This is a genomic window from Azotobacter beijerinckii (assembly GCF_900110885.1).
GTDB classification, from domain to species: domain Bacteria; phylum Pseudomonadota; class Gammaproteobacteria; order Pseudomonadales; family Pseudomonadaceae; genus Azotobacter; species Azotobacter beijerinckii.
In genome coordinates this window covers 16,199-36,611 of the sequence record NZ_FOFJ01000013.1, presented here as the reverse complement: position 1 = coordinate 36,611, position 20,413 = coordinate 16,199, and the positions used below count along the sequence as shown (strand labels likewise).

Sequence of the window (20,413 nt, the reverse complement as noted above, 5' to 3'; positions counted from 1 at the left end):
CAAATGGCCTTACTGGGCGGCCAGGGCCTTGTCGTAGGCGCTCTTGAAGAGGGTCCACTCTGCCGGCGACATCTCCGGGCAGTGGCGGCGCAACTGGTCCAGGTCGCGGCGCGAGGCGCTGGCGACGCGCAGGCGCTGGCGGCTCTTCTCCAGGTCGATCAGGGCGATCTCCACCGTGGGACGGCCGGCGACTTCCTCGGCCTTGACGAAGATGTGCTTGGGATAGCAGCAGCCGTGCTGCCAGCGGCCCCGGTGCAGGCGGCTGAGGGTCTGGGCCAGTTCTTCGAGCATCTGCCGCTGGACCGCCTCGCCCCAGCGCTGGGGCGCATCGCTGCGATACCACTCGTCCAGGCTGACGAAACCTTCCAGTGATTCGGTCACCAGCAGGGCCTGCCACTGTCCGGCGACTTTCCGCGCCGAGCAGAAGACGATCTTCGGTACTCGCACGCCGAGGCACTCGAGGGCGTCGAGGGCATCCTGCTCGCGCAGCACGGTCGGTCGGCCGAGAGGATGGCGCAGCGAGCGGTAGAGGTGCCCGGTCTGGCGCTTGCTGTAGAGCGGTGTGCTGGTCGCGCTGAGGCGCTGCACGCCGCTTTCCCCGGCCCGGCGGACGTTGGGCTCCTCGACCCATTCCCCCTGGCGATTCCACCAGCACTGGAAGGTTCCGGTGAAGAGTTCCGGCGACTGCAAGGTGATCGATTCGTTCAAGCGGAGGTCCTCTTGTACAGCACGTAGATACGCCGCATGGCATAGCCGGGCAGGGCGTCGTGGTGGCCGACGATGTCGAAGCCGGCCTCGCCGAATTCGGCCTCGATGGTCGCCCGATCGACGACGAAGCGCTTGCGCCGCTCTTCCCGGCCTTCCTGCTCGGCGCGCTGGCGGGCCAGATGGCGGCGCCGCCAGGCCTTGAAGTTGCCGTCCACCCACAGGGAGACGATCAGGCTGTCGCGGCTGACCCGCTGGAACTCGCGGAGGATGGCCAGACGGCCTTCGCGGTCGGCGACGTGGTGCAGCAGGCGCATGGAAAAGATGCTGTCGACCGCGTTGTCGGGCAGGTCGATGGCGAAGGGGGAGGTCTGGAAAGTCCGCACCCGCGCCAGCACCTCGTCGGTGTGGCTGGCCTTGACCAGCGAGAGGATCTCCGCCGAGCTGTCGGCGGCGAGGACCACCCGGTTGGGCTGCTCGGTCAGCAGCGGCCAGAAGCGGCCGGCGCCGCAGGGCAGGTCCAGGACCAGGTTGGGTTCGCCGGCCTGTTGCAGCGCCCGCCGGGCCAGTTGTCCGTCGCGCCAGTGGGACAGTCGGCGGATCAGGCGGTCGCAACGCCTGACCAGCAATTGCACGGCAGGGGTTTGGCCGAGTTGGTGCGATAGTTCCAGTCCGCAGGTGTGCTTTCTCGACGACATGGCAAGGGGTTCGTTGGGCTGGGGATGATGGCAATGGTAACGCGAAATATATCGATTTTTTGGCAGAAAGATGAGAGAAAAAAGTCAAGAACACCATCGGCGCCGCTCCGTTCGTCGGTGCGGCGCCGGGTGCCGTGGCTATTTCAGGCGGACCCGGAAGCAGCTGCCGTGCGGTGCCAGGTCGTTCACCCGGACCTGCCAGCCTTGGTGCGTACAGATCCGCTTGACCAGCGAAAGCCCGAGGCCCAGGCCCTCGCCGCGGGCCTGCTCGCCGCGCACGAAGGGCTGGAAGATGCGCTCGCGCTGCTCCTCGGGGATGCCCGCGCCGCTGTCCTCGACGCGGAAGCCGCCGTTTTCCAGGATCAGCCGCACCCTGCCGCTCTCGGTGTAGTGCAGGGCGTTGCGCAGTAGGTTGGAAAGGACCACGCGCAGGAAGGTCAGGTTGTAGGCGGCATTGTCGGCATCCTCCACGAGCAGCTCGAAGTCCAGGCCTTTGGCGCGGATCGGCGGTCCCCAGCGCTGGCTCTGCTCCTCCGCCACGCTGGCCAGGGTGGCGCTGCCGCCGATGGCGGCTTCTTCCTGCCGGGAGCGGGCGAGGATCAGGAAGGTTTGCACCAGCTCCTGCATCTCCCGGGCGGCGCGCCCGATCCGCGCCACCTGCTCGCCGGCGCGCGGCGGCAGCGCGGCCTCGCCGAGCAGCTCGCAAGCGCCCTGGATGACCATCAGCGGGGTGCGCAGCTCGTGGCTCACGTCGCTGGTGAACAGGCGTTCGCGCTCCAGGCTCTGACGCAGTTGGCCGAGGGTGCCGTCGAAGGACTCGGCCAGGCGGCCGACCTCGTCGTCGGGGTATTCCGGCGCCAGTGGCGGCGCCAGCGGCAGCAACTGGTCGCGGTGGCGGACCTGGCGGGCCAGGCGGGTCACCGGGGCCATCACCTTGCGCGCCAGCAGCCGGCCGAGCAGCCAGGCGCTCAGCACGCTCAGCAGGAAACAGACCAGCACCACACGGAAGAGCATCCTCTCGCGGGTTTCGATTTCGTGCTGGTCTTCCACCAGCATGTAGCGCTGGTCGTCGATTTGCTTCACGTAGACGTAATAGGCGATGCCGTCCTCCTCCCTTTCGCTGAAGCCCCTCGCGAAGTCTCTCAGGGACTCGGGAATGGCGTATTGCGGCATATCCGAGGCGAAGAAGCGGGTTCGGGCGTCCAGGCGGGGAGACCGGCCATAGGGGATGTCCTGCTCCAGCACGGTTTCCAGCTCTTCCTTGAGTTCCCAGGACACCAACTGCCGTTCGACGACATTGACGACGACGACGATGGCCAGGGAAAAGAACCCGCTGACCACCACGGTCATCAGCACGAAGGCGATGACGATGCGCCGGGCGAAGGGTTGCTTAAGCCGCATGCGGGGTCTCCGCCAGGCGGTAGCCGATGCCGTGGACGGTGTGCAGCAGGCGTTTGTCGAAGGGCTTGTCGAGCGTCTGGCGCAGTTGGTGGATATGGCTGCGCAGGCTGTCGCTTTCCGGCAGATCGTCGCCCCACAGGGCGTTCTCGAGGAATTCCCGGCGCACCACGGCCGGACTCTTCTGCATCAGGATGGCCAGCAGCTTGTAGCCGACCGGATTCAGCTTCAGCGGTTTTCCGGCGCGGCTGACGCTCAGGGTGTCCAGGTCGTAGCTCAGGTCGCCGACTTGCAGCTGGCGCTTGCGGCTGCCCTGGGTGCGGCGCAGCACCGCCTCGATGCGCGCCACCAGCTCGGAGAGCGCGAAGGGCTTGAGCAGGTAGTCGTCGGCGCCCTTGGCGAGGCCCTGCAGGCGGTCGTCCAGGGAGTCGCGGGCGGTCAGCATGATGATCGGCGTCTCGCTGCCGGCATCGTTGCGCAGGCGCTCGCAGAGCTGATAGCCGTCGATGCCTGGCAGCATGACGTCCAGCACGATCAGGTCGTACTGCCCGGTGACCGCCAGGTGCAGGCCGCTCAGTCCGTCCTGGGCGCAGTCGACCGTATAGCCCTTGAGCTCCAGGTAGTCGAGTACGTTGGCAAGGATGTCGCGGTTGTCTTCGATGACCAGAATGCGCATGGTTGAGGGCTCTCGGCAGGGGGGGCCGATACTGTAGCAAGGTGGCGGGCGGGCTGCATGGAGGGGCAGGGAGCGGGCGCTCCTGCCGGCGGCTCCGAAGTCCGCCTCTGGGTTTTCACCTCCTGTTTACGGTGTTTTTACGAGATGCTCAGTGCCCCCGGAGGAGACTCTGCCGACCCTCTCTTCCTGCAAGGTCCATCGGGATGCCTTGGCTCCGTTACGCTCAGCTTCGCTACCTCTCGGTCATTCTTCTCGCCTGGCTGGCGGTGTTCTTCCTGACCCGCTGCGTGCTGCTGCTCGGTCATCTGGGCGATGCCCAGGCCAGCCTGGCCCAGTTGCTTGGCCTCTACGGCATCGGCCTGGTCTACGACCTGGGCTTCCTGTTCTACGCCGCGCTGCCGCTGGCCGCCTATCTGCTGCTCTGTCCGCGCTGGCTGTGGCAGCGCCGCTGGCATCGCCGGCTGCTGCACGCCCTGGTCGCCGTCAGCCTGTTCGTCATGCTCTTCACCGCGCTCTCGGAGTGGCTGTTCTGGGACGAGTTCGGCGTGCGCTTCAACTTCATCGCGGTGGATTACCTGGTCTATTCGGACGAGGTGGTCGCCAACATCCTCGAGTCGTACCCCGTCTACCCGCTGCTGGCCAGCCTGGCCGTACTGGCCGTCGACGGCGCCGTGCTGCTGCGCCGGACGGTCGGCGCGGCCCTGGATGCGCCGCCGCTGGCCTGGCGCGGGCGCTTTGCGGCGCTGGGCGCGGGGCTGTCGCTGGCCACCCTGAGCGGCCTCGCGCTCGACCAGCAGTTCCCACGCGGCAGCGGCGGCAACGCCTACCAGCGCGAGCTGGCCGCCAATGGCCCGTACCAGTTCTTCTCCGCCTTCCGCAACAACGAGCTGGACTACCCGCAGTTCTACGCCACCCTGCCGGACGCGCAGGTCGCCAGGGTATTGCACCGGGAGGTGGGCGACTCCTCCGACCGCCTCGTCGGCCGCGATCCGCTGGACCTGCACCGGGTGATCGACAATCCCGGCCAGCCGCGCCGGCTCAACGTGGTGCTGGTGACCATCGAGAGCCTGAGCGCCAAGTACCTGGGCAGTTTCGGCGATACCCGAGGGCTCACCCCCAACCTCGACCGGCTGCGCGGGGAAAGCCTGTCCTTTAGCAAATTCTACGCCACCGGCACGCGCACCGACCGCGGTCTGGAGGCCATTACCCTGTCGGTGCCGCCGACGCCGGGGCGCTCCATCGTCAAGCGCATCGGTCGCGAGACGGGCTACGCCAGCCTGGGCGAGCAGTTGACGGAGCAGGGCTACGACAGCGTGTTCGTCTACGGCGGGCGCGGCTACTTCGACAACATGAACGCCTTCTTCGGCGGCAACGGCTATCGCATCGTCGACCAGGCCCGCGTCGACGAGCGCGACATCCACTTCAAGAACGCCTGGGGCATGGCCGACGAGGACATCTATGCGCAAGCGCTGAAGCTGGCGGATGTCGACCATGCGGTCGGTCAGCCGTTCTTCCTGCAGCTGATGACCACCTCCAACCACCGCCCCTACACTTACCCGGACGGGCGGATCGACATTCCCTCCGGCGAAGGCCGCGAGGGTGCGGTGAAATACACCGACTACGCGATCGGCCAGTTCCTCGAGCAGGCGCGGCAGAAGCCCTGGTTCGACCAGACCTTGTTCGTCTTCGTTGCCGACCACACCGCCGGCAGCGCCGGCCGGGAAGACCTGCCGGTGGCCAACTACCACATTCCGCTGTTCATCTACGCGCCCGGGCTGATCGAGCCGCGCGAATACACCGAGCTGGCCAGCCAGATCGACCTGGCGCCGACCCTGCTGGGCCTGCTCAACCTGGACTACACCTCGACCTTCTTCGGCCACGACCTGTTGCATGGGGACGCGCCCCATCGCGCGCTGATCGGCAACTACCAGCACCTGGGGCTGTTCGACGGCAAGGACCTGGCGATCCTCAGCCCGCGCCGGGGCATCCGCCGCCACGACGACGCACTGGGCGCCAGCCGCGAAACGCCGGCCTCGGCCAGCGATCCGCTGGTGCAGCGGGTCATCGGCTACTACCAGGGGGCCAGCTACGAGTTCAGCCACGGCCTGCTCGGCATCAACGCTTCCACTTCTTCCGGCGCGCAGCGGGAGGTGGTCCATGTCGGCGACTGAGCTGAGCCTGCCGGCGGTTGCCGCGGCCGGGCCGCTGCCGGCGCTGTCGCAACCGCTCGACTTTCGCCTCGCCCTGGGCATTCCGCTGGCCGCGATGGCGTTCTTGCTGCTGTTCGATCCGAGCAGCCTCGATTTCGCGATCAGCCGATGGTTCTACGCGCCCGGCGAGGGCTTCATCGGTCGCCACTACGGTTCCTTCCTGGAGAACTTCCTGCACGACCGGGCCAAGCAACTGGTCATCGTCGTCGGCGTGCTGGCCATCGCCGGCTTCCTGCTCAGCCTGCTGCCGACCCCCTTCAGGCGCTGGCGCCGCGTGCTCGGTTACGTGGTGCTGGCGATGGGGCTGTCGACTAGCCTGGTCAATCCGCTGAAGACCCTGACCGGCATGCATTGCCCGTGGAGCCTCAAGGAGTTCGGCGGCCGGGAGATCCATACCGCGCTGCTCGAGGAGCGCGCCCCGCCGGTCGTCCGGGCCGGGCGCTGCTGGCCGGGCGGACATGCCTCGGCCGGTTTCTCCCTGCTGGCGCTGTTCTTCGCCCTGCGCGACCGCCGCCCGCGGCTGGCGCGGATCGCTCTGTGGACGGCGCTGGGGCTGGGGGCGGCGTTCTCTGTCGGGCGGGTGATGCAGGGCGCGCACTTCCTCTCCCACAACCTCTGGACGCTGCTGCTCGACTGGACGATCTGCACGCTGGGCTACCGGCTGATCCTCTACCGGCCGGAGGCATCCGCGCCGGCCTGATCCGTGCCGCCCGGCCGGCCGGGCGACTGCCAGGCGAAGCGATAGACGCGCGCCGGCAGCTCGCCGCGGCACTGGCCGTTGTCCGCCTCCGGGCTGACCAGGAACCAGGTCGCGCGGGACGTGTCGCCGAGCTGGTGGGCCCGCTCCGGCCGGAAGCAGCGGGACAGGTCGGCGGCGGGAATCAGGGCGAACGCCTGCGGGTGGCGGCGCAGCCACTCGACGGCCTTGTCCACTGTCGCCGGCGCGCTGAAGCCGAAATGCACGATGGGTTGCCGGGCGAACAGCCAGTGACCTTCGCGCCACTCGCTCAGGACCAGATCCGCACCGTCGGTCAGTTCGGCCGCCTGATGCATGATCCCCGCGTGCGGATTGCTCCCTTCCTTGAGCGGCTCGATGAAGCCGCGGGCGAACCAGGCGCCGAACCAGAGCAGGCAGAGCGTGCCGAACAGTCGGGTCCGGCGCGGTTGTCCGGCGAACCAGCGGCGCAGCAGCCAGGGCATCAGCGGCGCCACCGCCAGAGCCAGCGCCGGCAGGGCCGGGTAGATGTAGAGCTTGCGCTTGCCGCTGCTCAGGCAGAAGAACAGCAAGACCAGCGCCACCCAGCCGAGCAGCAGCAGCGTGCGCCCGTCGCGCTTGGCGAGTTGCCGCCGCCAGGCCGGTATCAGCCAGGGCAGGGCGAGGACCATCGGCAACCAGTACTTGGGAATGACCTCGACGAAGAAGTACCAGAACGGCTCCCGGTGGGCCCAGGCGTTCGCATAGCGCTCGGCGGTCTGGCGCAGCAGGATTTCCCTGGCATAGGCCAGGCTGTCGGCATCGCCGCGCAGGGCGACCGTGACCAGCAGGGGCAGCAGCCAGACGCCGATGGCTGCCAGGGCGACCGGCAGGCCGAGCAGCCAGGCGCCGGTCTTCCCCGGCATCGGCACCACGCCCGACCAGCCCCGGCGCACCGCGTAGAAGTACGGCAGCAGCATCAGGATCGGCAGGAAGCCGACGCCCTTGCTGATGATGCCGAAGCCGGCGGCGGCACAGGCCAGGTAGTACCAGCCCCAGGCCGGACCGAGCAGGAGGTGGCGGATCAGGCCGTAGAGGCCGAGGACGATCCACAGGCAGAGAAAGCCGTCGATCTGTCCCGCACGGAGGATGCTGAAGGTCTGGTAGGTGGAGAGGAACAGCAGCGCGGCGAATACCCCGCTGCGCCGGTTCCACAGGCGGCGGCCCAGGTCGTACAGACAGGCCGTCGCCACCAGGCCGGCGAGCAGGGCCGGCAGGAACAGGGCGAGCGCGGGGGCGCCGGTCAGCCGGACGAACGAGGCGACCGCCCAGATGAACAGCGGCGGCTTGTCCGGATAGATTTCGCCGGCACGGTGGGGAATGAACCACGAGCCGTCCTGGAGCATTTCCAGGGAAACGCCGAGGAAACGCTCCTCGTCGACGTTCAGCGGCTGGCGCAGCCCCAGGCCGGCGCCGATCAGCAGCAAGGCCAGCAGCAGCAGCCCGCCCAGCCCGATGCGCCGCGAGAGGTCGCGGCTCATCGGTCGTCTCCCCGCTCGTTTTGCCGGGCGATCAACTGCAGGTTGCGCAGATAGACGATAAACCCGAACGACTGCCCGAGAATGAACACCGGGTCCTGGCGATAGATCGCATAAGCCAGCAGCAGCGAACTGCCGACCAGGCTCAGGTACCAGAAACCCACCGGAATGAGGCTGCGCTTCTGGTATTCGCTGTACAGCCACTGCAGAAGGAAGCGGCCGGTAAAGGCCATTTGACCGGCGAAGCCGATCGCCAGCCAGAGCGTCTCCTTGCCCATATCGTCAGTCCTCGATTTCCAGTGCCGGTACGTCCAGGCGCGTGCGCCGGATCAGCCAGCAAACCCCGCACAGGTCGAAGATGCCGACCAGGGCCCGCTCGAGGTTGCCGTATTTGGATACGCCGGCCTTGCGCGGGCGATGGTTGACGGGATGGATCAGCATCCGGCCGCCGTGCCGGCGGATCAGTGCCGGAATGAAGCGGTGCATGTGGTCGAAGTACGGCAGGCGCAGGAAGGCCTCCCGTTCGATGACCTTCAGACCGCAGCCGGTATCCGGCGTTGCGTCCCGCAGGACACGGCGGCGCAGGCCGTTGGCGATGCGCGAGGCCCAGCGCTTGCCGAGCGAGTCGCGCCGTTCGATCCGGTGGCCGGCCACCAGCTTGATGCCCTCGGCCTGGCCCTCGCTGCCGCGCACCCGTGCCAGCATGCCGGGAATGTCCGCCGGGTCGTTCTGCCCGTCGCCATCCAGCGTGGCCAGCCAATGGCCGCGGGCGGCGAGCGCCGCGCGATGCAGGGCGGTGCTCTGCCCCAGCGAACGGGCATGCCCGAGGATGCGCAGCCGGGGGAAGCCGGCGCTTTTCAAGGCGCGCAGTTCGGCGGCCGTGCCGTCGTCGCTACCGTCGTCCACCACGATGATTTCGTGGGCTTCGCCGGCGAGCGCACGGCGGACTTCCTCCAGCAGCGGGGTCAGATTCCCGGCCTCGTTCCTTGCCGGAATCAGGACTGATACATAAACGTCTTCCATGTCGTGCTCGAGTTCCTTTCCATGGGGGAGGAGCTGGCAGGATCGCCCTGCCGGGTCGGCGCCCAGCGACGAGGCGCCCGGATGCCGACGGTTTCTCGCAGAGAGTAGCTGGTCCTCGGAGGATATAAGGGATATGGCCGAGGGCCCGCTTGCCGCATCTGGCGACTGACGGCGAATTCGCCGGGGTATGGGCCGGCCCGCGTCGTTTCCCCGGCGACGGGCTATCTGCTATTGATAGCACATCATTATTTCCGCCAAAGGATTTACAGGGTGACGTTCGCCAATCTCAAGAACCGTCTGCAAGGCTGGGCACGCAGCCTGAAGCGGCAGATCATGATCCTCTGGTTCTGCGCCCGGAACCCGGAGACGCCCTGGCTGGCGAGGGTCCTGGTCGTCTGCGTGGTCGCCTATGCGCTGAGCCCAATCGACCTGATTCCCGACTTCATCCCGGTGCTCGGTTATCTGGACGACGCGATCCTGCTGCCGCTGGGCATTCTGCTGGCGCTGCGCCTGCTGCCGCCGCCGGTGCTCGCGGCGGGCCGGCAGCAGGCCGAGGAGTGGGAGCGGCGGCAGGTGCCGCGGCCGGTCAATTGGCCGGCGGCCGGCTTGATCCTGTTGCTCTGGGCGTTGGGGATCGTCCTGGTCGGCCGCTGGCTGATGGCTTAATCGGCCTTGTCCGCGGTGCTCCGGGCGCACTGGGGATCGATGGTGAAGGTCCGGGAAACGTCCACCAGGCCCAGGTGCTCCAGGGTCCGCCGGCCGATCAGTACCGGGTAGTTCATCTTGCTGCGGTTGTTCAGGGAGAACTGCTCGTCGTAAACCTGCTTGCCGATGCAGATCTGCATCTGCACCACCGGCCGGCGTTCCGCGCCGCCGGCCCCGCGGACCTTCACGTTGCGCAGCACCTCACGCTCGAACGGCGAGTTGACCAGCTTGCCGGTGTCCTTGTCGGTCACCTCGACCTTGAAGCGTACCCACTCGTCGCCGTTGCGCTCGAAGCGCTCCAGGTCCTTGGCGTCCAGGGAGGAGGTCAGGGCGCCAGTATCCAGCTTGATCTTCACCGGGATGTTTTCCGGCTGGATCAGCCCCTTCTCGATCCAGCCGAAGACCCGCGCGGGCTGCTTCTCGTCGGCAGCGGCGGAGAGGGCAGTGGTGCCGAGCAGCAGCACCAGGGGGATGATCTTGAGCAAACGCATCGAGGACAGGCTCCTTGGGAAAGATTGGCCGACCATAGTAGGTCGCCGGTGAAAATAATGTCGGTCGCTCTTCGCAGTGGGGGAGGCGACCAGTCCTTCGGCGCCGGTGGCGCACCGTCCGGGGCGATGCGCCACCTCGACACGATGTGTCGGGCTTGCCCGACGAGCGCAGCCGAGGTTTCCGCCCCGTATCGAGACGGAAGAAGGCTTCATCCGTTCGGGAATCCCTTCTTCTGCGCTCCATCGAAGAGCCTTTCCGAGCTTTTTCGTCCGGCTTTTCCGTATTCGCAGCACGCTTCGCCGATATACGCCTGTGGGCGGGCGAGTTTCCAGGCTGTGCTCTTTTCCGGTTTTTACCACCCTTTCAAGTGGTTGCCGGATGTTCTCGTTGATGGTTCTGACGGGGCGACATTTTTTTCACATGATGGCTCTTTAAAATATTTGACGATGAACGGTTTTTAATACTCTTCCGGCTGTCGATTGGCATGCAATGTGCCTAGATTGAATGGTGGCTAATTCCGCGGTAACATTCTGAAATATTTTTTAGGAGCCTTGAAACACCCCTTCGGATACGCCATCGGGAAACAGTTTTTTCACGAGCCAGGTGAAGACAAGTTCATCGGGAATGCTGTGCGTGCTCTCCGGAGTGCAGGGCGTGGTGCGCTATTCGTTGAACGATTGGAGAGGCATGTCGTTAATCTGGAAGTTCTTCTTCGAGAATTGGCCGGCGACGGCATCAAAATGGATCAGGTAGAGAAATGGCCTGTCTTGTCCGGACAGTTGTTTCCGCGTCTTTGCGTGAAATAACCGGAAAGGCGAGGCTTTATTCAATCTTCCCTTCGGGCTATTTGAGTTGTGCCGATGGCCTATGGAGATAAATCGATGTCCGCTAGATCAGGAAGTCCAGCACAGTCCGGGAGTTTCGACGAGATTGCCGTACTGCACGCGCTTGAGCACTATCTTCCGAAACAGGCGCCCTTGAAGGACTTCGTTCACCACAACACTTTGCATGCCTTTCAGGACTCGAAGTTTTATGACGCGGCGCGCAATGCCTCGGGTATCTTCGGGTACAGCGTATCTCTGAAACTGGATAAATACCGCAGTCTGTATCTCGACGGCGAGATAACGCCTGCCGTTCTGGACTGGGTCATTCGCTCGCGCAAGGGCGACCAGTTCGAACTCTGGAAGAAGAAAGTCGTCGAGGAACCGTTCGCGCCGCCGTCATTGCCGCGGATCGGTTCACTGCGCGCGAACTGGAAGAGGGGACACCGGGTCGACCTGGATTCGCTGGTGCATCCGCTGCTGTTCCGGATTCTCTGCAGCTATCTGGACCAGGGTATTTCGATCTGGACCTTCCCTTCCAATGGAGAAGGTTTCCTGAGCGCGCTGCGGGAGCTGGAAGGCAACAGCCTGACCAGCTTTTTCCGCGGCAAGCGCGCGCGCAAGCTGCTGCTCGAACAGGACTGCTCGATCGCCGACCTGCTGAAGATCCTGGTGCGCGACGAGTCGCTGTTCAAGCATTACCTGTTCGACCAGCAGTTCGCCCATCCCGGCTGGTCGGGCATGGTCTCGGTGATCGAAGCGCAGCCGGAAACGCTGATCGACAGGCGCAAGATCTCCCTGCGCGAGCTGATCGTGTTCGAACTGCTCCTCGAGATCGATGCGCTCGACGCCCATTTCGCCGAAGGCTGGCGTCCTCTGCTGACGGAGGCGACCGGCGAGCCGTCGGACATCCTCGCGGAAGTGCCCGAAACCGAATTGCACGAGGTCATGGCGATCTGGCAGGACGCCCTGGAGTGGAGCTTCTACGATCCGGTGCTGAGCGCCATCCAGCGCCAGCCCTCGGAAAGTCCGGTGCTGTCGGACAAGACCTTCCAGGGGCTGTTCTGTATCGACGACCGGGTCTGCTCGTTCCGCCGGCATATCGAGAGTCTCGATCCACACTGCGAAACCTTCGGGACGCCGGGCTTCTTCGGCGTGGAGTTCTACTTCCAGCCGGAGCACGGCAAGGCCTATTCCAAGGTATGTCCGGGCCCGATCGATCCCCAATACCTGATCAAGGAAACCGGCAATCAGGACCGGCGCGAGGCCGAGCCGCACTTCAGCAAGCACTCCCACGACCTCCTCGGCGGCTGGGTGTTCTCGCAGACCCTCGGCTTCTGGTCGGCGATCAAGCTCTTCAACAACATCTTCAAGCCTTCGGCAAGCCCGCTGAGCGCGTCCTCGTTCCGCCACATGGGCCGGCTTTCCAGCCTGACCATCGAGAACCGCTCGCCGGACGACCGGGAGAACGGGCTGCAGATCGGCTTCACCGTCGAGGAGATGGCCCAGCGCGCGGAGAACCTGCTGAGCAGCATCGGCCTGATCCGGGATTTCGCCCCCCTCGTCTATGTGGTCGGGCACGGCGCGAGCAATACCAACAACCCGCACTATGCCGCCTATGATTGCGGCGCCTGTTCGGGCCGGCCGGGGTCGGTGAACGCGCGGGTGATCTGCGCCATGCTCAACCATCCCGACGTGCGGCAGATACTCGCCGACAGGGGGATCGGGATTCCTGCGCAGACCCAGTTCGTCGGCGCGCTGCACGACACCACCCGCGACGAGATCGCCTTCTACGACGAGTCCTCGCTCAGCCCGCTGAATCTTGAGCGCCACCGACGGAATGCGGCGATTTTCGCCGACGCCCTGGCGCTCAATGCCAAGGAGCGTTCGCGGCGCTTCGCGCTGACCGACAGCCAGCTGCCGCCGGAGCGGGTCCACGAGGCCGTCAAGGCGCGCGCGGTGTCGCTGTTCGAACCGCGCCCCGAGCTCAACCATGCCACCAACGCCTTGTGCATCGTCGGGCGCCGGGCGCTCAGCCGCCGGCTGTTCCTCGACCGCCGCTCGTTCCTCAACTCCTACGATTACCGCGTCGACCCGGACGGCAAGTACCTGCTCACCATCCTGCGCGCCGCAGCGCCGGTCTGCGGCGGGATCAACCTGGAGTATTTCTTCTCCCACGTGGACAACCAGAAGCTGGGGGCCGGCAGCAAACTGCCCCACAACGTGATGGGGCTGATCGGGGTGGCCAACGGCAACGATGGCGACCTGCGCCCCGGCTTGCCGAGCCAGATGATCGAAGTCCACACCCCGGTGCGGATGATGATCGTCGTCGAGCAGTTCCCGGAGGTGGTCCTGCAGACCATCCGCCAGCAGTCGGCCACCTGGGAATGGTTCGCCAACGAATGGCTCAACCTGGTGGTCGTCAATCCCGAGAGCCATGAACTCTTCCAGTTCAAGGACGAACGGTTCGTGCCGTATCGCCCGCTGACCGAACGGCTCGATGTCGCCGCGGATCTCGAGAAACTCTTCGAAACCCAGGCGGACAACCTGCCCGTCTACGCGTTGAACTAGGAAACCGCCATGGCTGCACTACTCCAGATCTTCATCTTTCTGCCGCTACTCGGATTCCTGGTCAGCCTGACGCTCCCGGAGCGGGACGAGGCGCGGATCTCCCGTACCGCCTTCGTCACGGTCGGCGCTCACCTGGCCGGCTTCGGCCTGTTCCTGCTCTATTGGGCGATCAGCGGCTTTCCAACCCTGGAGCTGAAGGAGGTGGATCTTTTCCGGGCAGGGGACTACGAGTTCTTCATCGACTTCCTGTTTGACCGGATCACCGCGACCTACGTCTTCGTCGGCGCCTTCCTGACCTTCATGGTGCTGCTCTACAGCCGCCACTACATGCACCGCGAAGCGGGCTACAAGCGCTTCTTCAGCACGGTGCTGTTCTTCTACGCCGGCTACAACATGGTGGTGTTTTCCGGAAACATGGAAACCATGTTCACCGGCTGGGAAGTGCTGGGGATCACCTCGTTCCTGCTGATCGCCTTCTACCGGGACCGCTATCTGCCGGTGAAGAATGCCGTCAAGGTGTTTTCCATCTATCGGATCGGCGATATCGGCCTGTTGCTGGCCATGTGGATGATGCACCACCTCTTCGATGAGAACGTCACCTTCCACATGCTCGAAAACCACGCCTTCGTGCTCGAGCACCTCCAGTCGCACGCCTTCGTCGGCGCCCTCATCGCGCTGATGATCCTGGTGGCCGCCGCCGCCAAGTCGGCACAACTGCCTTTCTCGAGCTGGCTGCCCCGGGCGATGGAGGGGCCGACGCCGTCGAGCGCGATCTTCTACGGCTCGCTGTCGGTGCACATCGGGGTCTTCCTGCTGCTGCGCAGTGCGCCGTTCTGGCGGGACCAGCTGTTCGTCTGCCTCGTCATCGGCCTGTTGGGATTCGCCACCAGCGTCGTCGCCTCGGTGATCGCCCGCTCGCAGTCGGCGATCAAGAGCCAGATCGCCTATGCCTCCATCGCCCAGATCGGCCTGATCTTCATCGAGATCGCCGCCGGTTTCGACACCCTGGCCCTGGTGCACTTCGCCGGGAATGCCTTCCTGCGCACTTACCAGCTGCTGGTTTCGCCGTCGGTGGTGACCTATCTGATTCGCGAGCAGTTTTATAACTTCGTGCCCAGGGTGCACAAAGTCGGGGGTATGCTGCCGAAGAAACTGGTGTATTCCCTGTATATGTTGTCCGTGCGGGAGTTCAATCTCGACGCCTTCATGTACCGCTACTTGTGGAATCCCATGAAGCGTCTGGGGAATCGTCTGGACTTCCTGACGTTCTGGCGGGTGATCGGCATTTTCGTGCCGCTCTATCTGCTGGGCCTGTACTTCGTCTATAACCGGGAGACACTGCCTGGAACGATCACGGCGGTGTTGCCGCTGGTCTTTTCGCTGGTGGCGGCGGTGCTGGTGCTCAAGTCCTTTACCGAGCGAAAGCGGGCGCGGATGACTTGGCTGTTGGCGGTCATGACCCATTTCTGGATTGCCCTGGCCATTTCCTTCAATGAGAACTTCGACTTCAGTGAAAGTTATCTCTACCTGAGCGGCGTCGCGATTGCCGGCGTGGTGGGCTTTCTCTGTCTGCGACGGCTCAAGTTGCTCGAAGGGGATATCGATCTCGACCGCTTCCATGGGCATTCCTGGCGCCATCCGAAGATCGCCTTCGTATTCCTGCTCTGTTGTCTGTGCGCGACCGGATTTCCGATCAGCCCGACCTTCGTCGGGGAGGATCTGATGTTTGCGCATATCCAGGAAGGACAAGTCGGACTGGCATTTCTGACCAGCTTCAGTTTCATCATTGTCGGTTTGTCGATCATTCGTATCTACGCGAGGGTGTTTCTCGGGCCGCATGCCAAGTCGGTTTACGAGATGGCTTACAAGTCTTCCTGATCCATTGACGAAGTTTGAACGGAAATATTTCTCTCCACGGTATTTGAAAATGCCGGTAAACGTTAGAGGAGTCATTGCTTTATGAAAGCATGTGCAATTCCAGAAGATGGCCTGAACGGCCTTAAGCAGAACTGGCGCAGCGATATGGTGTCGGGGTTTCTGGTATTCCTGCTGGCGCTTCCCCTGAGCCTCGGCATCGCCAAGGCGAGCGAGTTCCCCCCGGCCATGGGCGTGCTGACCGCCATGATCGGCGGCCTGTTCGTCAGCCTGTTCGCCGGCTCGCGGCTCACCATCAAGGGACCGGCCGCCGGTCTGATCACCATCTGTGCCGGGGCCGTCGTGGAGTTCGGCGGCGGCGCCCAGGGTTGGCATTTGGCGCTCGGGGCGATTTTCGTGGCGGCCATGCTGCAAATGGTCTTCGGACTTCTGCGCTTCGGCTCCCTGAGCGACTTCTTCCCGCACTCCGTGGTGCATGGCATGCTGGCAGCGATCGGCCTGATCATCTTCGCCAAGCAGATCCATGTGCTGCTCGGCATCGACCCCGCCACCCTCAAGGGCCTCGAACTCATCCAGCTGTTCGAGCGGATTCCCAGTTCGATCATGCATGCCGATTCCCACGTGGCCCTAGTGGGCGCCGTCAGCCTGACGATCATCTTCGGCATGCCCCTGCTGAAGATCCCGGGCCTGAAGAAGGTCCCGGCGCCGATGCTGGTCCTGCTGGTGGCCGTGCCCCTGGCGCTGATCCTGGACTTCAGGCACACCGAGCCGGTGTTCGACATGGTGACCATCGGTAACTTCTGGGCCAATGTCGGGCTGAACGTGGACTTCTCCCTGATCGGAACCGGGGTGTTCTGGAAGTACGTCCTGATGTTCCTCTTCATCGGCAGCCTGGAGTCCCTGCTGACAGTCAAGGCCATCGACGGGCTGGACCCCTGGAAAAGGGCCTCGGACTTCAACAGGGACCTGGTCGCGGTAGGGGCGGGGAACGCGCTGTCCGGACTGCTGGGGGGCTTGCCGATGATTTCCGAGGTGGCCCGCAGCTCGGCGAACGTCACCTTTGGCGCCCGCAGCCGCTGGGGCAACTTCTTCCACGGTCTGTTCCTGTTCGTCGCCATGCTGCTGTTCATCCCGGTCATCGAGATGATCCCCAATGCGGCGCTGGCTGCGCTGCTGATCGCCGTGGGCTACCGGCTGGCCTCGCCCCATGAGTTCTTCAAGGTCTACCGTATCGGGGGCGAACAGTTGGTCATCTTCCTGGCGACCGTGCTGGTGACGCTGTCCACCGACCTGCTGGTCGGCGTCGGGGCCGGCATCGCCACGAAGATGGCATTCAACCTGGCGCACCGGGTTCCGCTCGGCAACTTCTTCAAGGCCCGCTACGAGTGCTCCGAGTCCCAGGGCGAATGCCTGATCGAGGTCCAGGGGTCGGCGATCTTCTCCAACCTGCTGGGCTTCAAGAAGCTCTTCAGCCAACTGGATCGCAGCAGCAACGTGACGATCGATTTCTCCGCGGCCCACTTGGTGGATCACACCTTCATGGAGTTTCTGACCCACCTCGGCGAGGAGTTCGAGCATGCCGGAGGCGCCCTGCTTACCGTTGGCTTCGAGCGTTTCAAGCCGTTCTCGGACCATCCCCTGGCTGCCCGCAAGCGTCTGTCTGGCAATACCCAACTGGCTTGACCGAGCCTTACTGTCGCCGATGGCGGTTTCCCGCGCATCGGCGGGTATCGGCAACTGATTCAGGCCACGGATGGCCTGTCCCCCTGGCGCGCCTTTCCGAGGCGCTCCGGTGCGGAACCCCTCCTTGCTCCCCTCCGACGCCAGTCATGTCAAAGCCATCTTGGCTCCGTAGTGTCTTTCCCGTAGCGGTACCTCCCGACGCGGGCGCATCGCACGTTTGAGGAAACTTAGGGGCATGCCGGCCTGTCCACTCCGCTGCCGCCCCGGTTTTGCCGCAGTCCGGGCGTGTCGTTCGCGCGTATCCGCCTTAAGCCGATTTCCCTGGCGCGGGGACGGGCAGAGGCTATCTTTTTGCTACAGCACTGCGGCTTTCATGGCGGGACCGCTGATCTGTCGGCGGGATTTCCCGGCGCCGCCGAGGTAGTCCGCTTCGAATGCCCTTGGGACGGAGGATGCTCGTGCACATTGCCGATATGACCATGTTCTATGCCCCTGCCAGCGGCGGGGTACGGACTTATCTGGAGGCCAAGCACCGCCGTCTGCGGCTGTACTCCGGGGTGCGCCACAGTGTGCTGGTGCCCGGTGCCGACTACCGGGAGCAAGCCGGCATTTATGAGGTTCCCTCGCCCCTGTTGCCGTTCGGCAATGGCTATCGCTTTCCCTTGCGCCGAGCCCCCTGGCGCCTCCAGCTGCAGCGCCTGCAGCCTGACCTGATCGAGGTCGGCGATCCTTATCTGACCGCGTGGGCCGCGCTGGATGCCGGGCGGCGTCTGGACGTCCCGGTGATCGGTTTCTACCACTCGGACTTGCCGCGGCTGGCCACCAAGCGCGTCGGCGCCTGGTGTAGCGGCCGGGTGAGCGACTACGTGGCGCGTCTCTACGGCCAGTTCGACCGGGTGCTGGCACCCAGCCGGATCATGGCGGAGAAGCTGCAGCGCCTCGGCGTGCGGGACGTGTTCGTGCAGCCCCTGGGTGTCGACCTGGAGGTCTTCCAGCCGGTGCGCCGCGATTCGGGCCTGAAGCGCGAGCTGGGGCTGGACGAAGAGACCCGGCTGATGATCTTTGCCGGCCGCGGGGCGCGGGAGAAGAACCTGCACATCCTGCTGGAGACCGCCCGGCGCCTCGGTGCGCCCTATCATCTGCTGCTGGTCGGCGCCGACATGCCACGGCGGGTGCCGGACAACGTCACGGTGATCAACCACTTCCAGCCAGCCGCTGCCGTCGCCCGGCTGATGGCCAGCAGCGACGTGCTGCTGCATGCCGGCGACCAGGAAACCTTCGGCCTGGTGGTGCTGGAGGCGATGGCCTGCGGCATTCCGGTGGTCGCGGTGCGCGCCGGGGCGCTGGCCGAGATCGTGCCGTTCAGCGCCGGCCGCCTGTGCCGGCCCAACGATTCGCGGGCGATGGCCGCGACCGTGCGCGAGCTGTTCGAGGGCGATGTCGTGCGGCTGGGCCGCCAGGCGCGTCGGCACGTCGAGGCCCATCATGCCTGGGATGCGGTGGTCGCCGGTTTGCTTGCCCACTACCATGCCGTGCTGGGCACGGCCGAGCTGCCGGTTGCCGTGCATGTCTGAACGCCATCTGCTGCTGGTGCTGCACGACGTCGCCCCGGAAACCTGGGCCGACTACCGGGATTTCGTCGCCGCGGTGGACGCTCTCGGCGAGGTGCCCATCAGCTGGCTGGTGGTGCCGGATTTCCATCGCCGCCAGCCGCTGGTGGCCCACGCCGAGCTGCGCCGGCGGCTCGATGCGCGGCTGGCGCGTGGCGACGAGCTGGTCCTGCACGGTTACCACCACCAGGACGATGCGCCGCCGCCGCGTACCCCCGGAGAGTGGCTGATGCGCCGCGTCTACACCCATGAGGGCGAATTCTACCGGCTCGACCAGGCGCAGGCGCTGCAACGCCTGGAGCAGGGCATCGCGGTGTTCCGCCGCTGCGGCTGGCCACTGCATGGCTTCGTCGCCCCTGCCTGGCTGATGAGCGAGGGGACTCGCCTGGCCCTGCGGGAAACCCCGCTGAGCTATACCAGCGACCTGCGCCACCTCTACCGGCTGCCGGATTTCCAGGCCATCGACGCCCCCGGCCTGACCTGGAGCGCCCGCAGCGGTTGGCGCCGCGGGGTGTCGCGGGTCGTCTGCGCGGGCCTCGCCGCCCGCTATCGCCGGGCGCCGTTGCTGCGCCTGGGGCTGCATCCGGTGGACATGCGCCACGAGTTTTCCCGCCGCTACTGGTTGGAGCTGATCGAGCATCTGCTGGCGGCGGGGCGCCAGCCGCTGACCAAGATCGGCTGGCTGGACCGGCAGCTTTCGCTCGTGCCGGGCGTCACCGCATGAGCCGCGGCCTGTGGCTGCTGCTGGGCGGCCTGCTGGCGGCCCTGTCGATCCCCCTGCTGCTCGGCGGCAGCGGGCTGTGGCGGCAGGTGCAGGCCTTTCCCGCCGACCTGCTGCTGGCCATGCTCGGGATGATCCTGGTCTGCTGGAACCTCAACGCCCTGCGCCTGCGCCTGCTACTGCCCGGATGCCGGCTCGGCCAGCGCGATGCGCTGGGCATCGTCATGGCCACCGAGTTCGCGATCTGCGCGACGCCGGGCGGTGCCGGCGGTCCCCTGACCCTGATGGCGCTGCTGATGCGCCGCGGGGTGCCGGCGGCGCAGGGCACCGCCACCTACGCGGTGGACCAGCTCACCGACTTGCTGGCGTTTGCCTGTGCGCTGCTCGGCATCCTGGTCTATGCCCTGTCCCATGCCCTCAGCCCGCACCTCGCCTGGCTGCTCGGCGCCAGCGCCGGCCTGCTGCTCGGGGTGTTCGTCCTGCTGTTCCTGCTCGGCCGTTTCCACCGCCAGATGTTCCGCCTCAACGGTCGGCTGCTGCGGCGTCTGGGGGTGGGCGCGCGACGCCGTTTGAAATACGCCCGCCAGGTGATGCGCTTTCGCAACGCCCTGCGTCAGAGCCTGGGCCTGCCGCGTTCGGTGCTGCTCGGCGTGTTCCTGCTCAGCGGCGCGCATTGGGTGCTGCGCTACAGCGTGCTTTACCTGACCCTGCGCGGCTTGGGCAGCGAACTGTCCTGGGCCTGGACCTTCCTGGTGCAGATGCTGGCGCTCAGCGCCGGACAGGCCAGCCTGCTGCCGGGCGGCGCCGGTGGGGCGGAACTGGCGTCGGCGGCGCTGCTTGCACCGCTGGTCGGCAAATCGACCAGCGCCGCGGCCATCCTGATCTGGCGTGCGGTGACTTACCACTTCTACCTGATCGCCGGTGCGCCGGTGTTCCTGCACCTTGCTGGCCGGCCGCTGCTGCGGCGGTTGGTGCGCTATCGGCAGTCCTGAA

At 65.6% G+C, this 20,413-nt stretch carries 17 protein-coding genes; 9 read left to right on the top strand and 8 right to left on the bottom strand.

Features of this window, described 5'->3' with window-relative positions:
- Positions 1–9: 9 nt before the first annotated feature.
- The 4 genes from BMY22_RS08915 to BMY22_RS08900 form a co-directional block, all read right to left on the bottom strand.
- Positions 10–708 carry a lipopolysaccharide kinase InaA family protein gene (locus tag BMY22_RS08915; protein WP_090621299.1) on the bottom strand — a complete coding sequence of 233 codons (699 nt, stop codon included), beginning with the start codon at positions 706–708 and terminating at the stop codon, positions 10–12.
- A complete protein-coding gene (locus BMY22_RS08910) occupies positions 705–1,403 on the bottom strand; it encodes a class I SAM-dependent methyltransferase (protein WP_090621298.1) in 699 nt (232 codons plus the stop codon). The genes BMY22_RS08915 and BMY22_RS08910 overlap by 4 nt, the downstream gene beginning before the upstream one ends.
- 138 nt (positions 1,404–1,541) lie before the next feature.
- Complete coding sequence (locus BMY22_RS08905) at positions 1,542–2,804, bottom strand: sensor histidine kinase (protein ID WP_090621296.1); 1,263 nt, start codon at positions 2,802–2,804, stop codon at positions 1,542–1,544.
- Positions 2,794–3,477, bottom strand: coding sequence for a response regulator transcription factor (locus tag BMY22_RS08900; protein ID WP_090621294.1), 684 nt, complete (start codon positions 3,475–3,477; stop codon positions 2,794–2,796). Before BMY22_RS08900 ends, BMY22_RS08905 begins: the two co-directional genes overlap by 11 nt.
- A 203-nt stretch (positions 3,478–3,680) precedes the next feature.
- On the opposite strand from BMY22_RS08900, the gene BMY22_RS08895 reads away from it, so the two are divergent.
- Both BMY22_RS08895 and BMY22_RS08890 read left to right on the top strand, forming a co-directional pair.
- Entirely contained in the window at positions 3,681–5,648 is a 1,968-nt protein-coding gene (locus tag BMY22_RS08895; protein ID WP_090621292.1) for an LTA synthase family protein, read from the top strand.
- Positions 5,635–6,387, top strand: coding sequence for a phosphatase PAP2 family protein (locus BMY22_RS08890; RefSeq protein ID WP_425265967.1), 753 nt, complete (start codon positions 5,635–5,637; stop codon positions 6,385–6,387). Before BMY22_RS08895 ends, BMY22_RS08890 begins: the two co-directional genes overlap by 14 nt.
- On the opposite strand, the gene BMY22_RS08885 is transcribed toward BMY22_RS08890, so the two are convergent.
- The 3 genes from BMY22_RS08885 to BMY22_RS08875 are packed head-to-tail and all read right to left on the bottom strand — an operon-like array spanning position 6,357 to position 8,942.
- Positions 6,357–7,922, bottom strand: coding sequence for an ArnT family glycosyltransferase (locus BMY22_RS08885; RefSeq protein WP_090621290.1), 1,566 nt, complete (start codon positions 7,920–7,922; stop codon positions 6,357–6,359). The genes BMY22_RS08890 and BMY22_RS08885 overlap by 31 nt on opposite strands.
- Positions 7,919–8,197, bottom strand: coding sequence for a lipid-A-disaccharide synthase N-terminal domain-containing protein (locus tag BMY22_RS08880; RefSeq protein ID WP_090621288.1), 279 nt, complete (start codon positions 8,195–8,197; stop codon positions 7,919–7,921). The genes BMY22_RS08885 and BMY22_RS08880 overlap by 4 nt, the downstream gene beginning before the upstream one ends.
- A gap of 4 nt (positions 8,198–8,201) precedes the next feature.
- Positions 8,202–8,942, bottom strand: coding sequence for a glycosyltransferase (locus BMY22_RS08875; RefSeq protein ID WP_090621286.1), 741 nt, complete (start codon positions 8,940–8,942; stop codon positions 8,202–8,204).
- A 333-nt stretch (positions 8,943–9,275) separates the two neighbouring features.
- Between BMY22_RS08875 and BMY22_RS08870 the strand changes: the two genes are divergently transcribed.
- On the top strand, positions 9,276–9,608 hold the full coding sequence (locus BMY22_RS08870) for a YkvA family protein (protein ID WP_090621420.1): 333 nt from the start codon (positions 9,276–9,278) through the stop codon (positions 9,606–9,608).
- Here BMY22_RS08870 and rloA3 read toward each other — a convergent pair.
- Positions 9,605–10,138: a retropepsin-like aspartic peptidase RloA3 gene (gene rloA3, locus BMY22_RS08865; RefSeq protein WP_167363715.1), complete on the bottom strand. Its 534-nt coding sequence runs from the start codon at positions 10,136–10,138 to the stop codon at positions 9,605–9,607. The genes BMY22_RS08870 and rloA3 overlap by 4 nt on opposite strands.
- A gap of 855 nt (positions 10,139–10,993) precedes the next feature.
- Here rloA3 and BMY22_RS08860 point away from each other — a divergent pair.
- From BMY22_RS08860 to gpgF, 6 genes are all read left to right on the top strand, one after another.
- Entirely contained in the window at positions 10,994–13,531 is a 2,538-nt protein-coding gene (locus BMY22_RS08860) for a YbcC family protein (protein ID WP_090621285.1), read from the top strand.
- A 9-nt stretch (positions 13,532–13,540) separates the two neighbouring features.
- Positions 13,541–15,409: a proton-conducting transporter transmembrane domain-containing protein gene (locus BMY22_RS08855; protein WP_090621283.1), complete on the top strand. Its 1,869-nt coding sequence runs from the start codon at positions 13,541–13,543 to the stop codon at positions 15,407–15,409.
- A gap of 81 nt (positions 15,410–15,490) precedes the next feature.
- Complete coding sequence (locus BMY22_RS08850; RefSeq protein WP_090621281.1) at positions 15,491–17,089, top strand: SulP family inorganic anion transporter; 1,599 nt, start codon at positions 15,491–15,493, stop codon at positions 17,087–17,089.
- Between the two features lie 458 nt (positions 17,090–17,547).
- On the top strand, positions 17,548–18,663 hold the full coding sequence (gpgS, locus tag BMY22_RS08845) for an N-acetylglucosaminyl phosphatidylglycerol synthase (RefSeq protein ID WP_167363714.1): 1,116 nt from the start codon (positions 17,548–17,550) through the stop codon (positions 18,661–18,663).
- On the top strand, positions 18,656–19,423 hold the full coding sequence (gene gpgD, locus BMY22_RS08840; RefSeq protein ID WP_090621279.1) for an N-acetylglucosaminyl phosphatidylglycerol deacetylase: 768 nt from the start codon (positions 18,656–18,658) through the stop codon (positions 19,421–19,423). Before gpgS ends, gpgD begins: the two co-directional genes overlap by 8 nt.
- On the top strand, positions 19,420–20,412 hold the full coding sequence (gene gpgF, locus BMY22_RS08835; RefSeq protein WP_090621277.1) for a glucosaminyl phosphatidylglycerol flippase: 993 nt from the start codon (positions 19,420–19,422) through the stop codon (positions 20,410–20,412). Before gpgD ends, gpgF begins: the two co-directional genes overlap by 4 nt.
- The last annotated feature ends 1 nt before the right edge of the window (position 20,413 follow it).

What these genes read in the sequence shown, in the direction of transcription:
- BMY22_RS08910 (WP_090621298.1), bottom strand. Translation starts at nt 1,403, where the DNA reads ATGTCGTCGAGAAAGCACACCTGCGGACTGGAACTATCGCACCAACTC.
- BMY22_RS08905 (WP_090621296.1), bottom strand. Translation starts at nt 2,804, where the DNA reads ATGCGGCTTAAGCAACCCTTCGCCCGGCGCATCGTCATCGCCTTCGTG.
- BMY22_RS08900 (WP_090621294.1), bottom strand. Translation starts at nt 3,477, where the DNA reads ATGCGCATTCTGGTCATCGAAGACAACCGCGACATCCTTGCCAACGTA.
- BMY22_RS08895 (WP_090621292.1), top strand. Translation starts at nt 3,681, where the DNA reads ATGCCTTGGCTCCGTTACGCTCAGCTTCGCTACCTCTCGGTCATTCTT.
- BMY22_RS08890 (WP_425265967.1), top strand. Translation starts at nt 5,635, where the DNA reads ATGTCGGCGACTGAGCTGAGCCTGCCGGCGGTTGCCGCGGCCGGGCCG.
- BMY22_RS08885 (WP_090621290.1), bottom strand. Translation starts at nt 7,922, where the DNA reads ATGAGCCGCGACCTCTCGCGGCGCATCGGGCTGGGCGGGCTGCTGCTG.
- BMY22_RS08880 (WP_090621288.1), bottom strand. Translation starts at nt 8,197, where the DNA reads ATGGGCAAGGAGACGCTCTGGCTGGCGATCGGCTTCGCCGGTCAAATG.
- BMY22_RS08875 (WP_090621286.1), bottom strand. Translation starts at nt 8,942, where the DNA reads ATGGAAGACGTTTATGTATCAGTCCTGATTCCGGCAAGGAACGAGGCC.
- BMY22_RS08870 (WP_090621420.1), top strand. Translation starts at nt 9,276, where the DNA reads ATGATCCTCTGGTTCTGCGCCCGGAACCCGGAGACGCCCTGGCTGGCG.
- rloA3 (WP_167363715.1), bottom strand. Translation starts at nt 10,138, where the DNA reads ATGCGTTTGCTCAAGATCATCCCCCTGGTGCTGCTGCTCGGCACCACT.
- BMY22_RS08855 (WP_090621283.1), top strand. Translation starts at nt 13,541, where the DNA reads ATGGCTGCACTACTCCAGATCTTCATCTTTCTGCCGCTACTCGGATTC.
- BMY22_RS08850 (WP_090621281.1), top strand. Translation starts at nt 15,491, where the DNA reads ATGAAAGCATGTGCAATTCCAGAAGATGGCCTGAACGGCCTTAAGCAG.
- gpgD (WP_090621279.1), top strand. Translation starts at nt 18,656, where the DNA reads ATGTCTGAACGCCATCTGCTGCTGGTGCTGCACGACGTCGCCCCGGAA.
- gpgF (WP_090621277.1), top strand. Translation starts at nt 19,420, where the DNA reads ATGAGCCGCGGCCTGTGGCTGCTGCTGGGCGGCCTGCTGGCGGCCCTG.